Annotated in this window: 1 pseudogene; it reads left to right on the top strand. The window is 66.7% G+C overall.

From position 1 onward, the window contains the following. Positions 1–2: 2 nt before the first annotated feature. Positions 3–255 (top strand): annotated as a pseudogene (locus MTX35_RS25545) (AraC family transcriptional regulator); the annotation flags it as partial.

Genomic DNA, 255 nt, shown 5'->3' with positions numbered 1-255 from the left:
TCATCGACATCGTGCGGGTGGCCGACGGAGCCCGCGGCGATGTCGACCCGCGGATCGACCCGATCGAACTCGCCATCCTCGGACCGAAACGGCGAGTGACCACGACGGCATCGATGACCCTGTCGGTAGACCACCCGCTGTCGGAGTCCGGAGAGTTCGACGTGGTCGTCGTCCCTGCGCTTGGAACCCTCACGGCCGCCGCTACCAACGACGCCCTCCAGAGCCGAGATGCACGTTCGGTCATCGCCTCACTCG

Source organism: Rhodococcus sp. ARC_M12, from assembly GCF_022810385.1.
GTDB lineage: Bacteria > Actinomycetota > Actinomycetes > Mycobacteriales > Mycobacteriaceae > Rhodococcoides > Rhodococcoides navarretei.
This window is presented reverse-complemented; position numbering and strand designations above follow the sequence as displayed.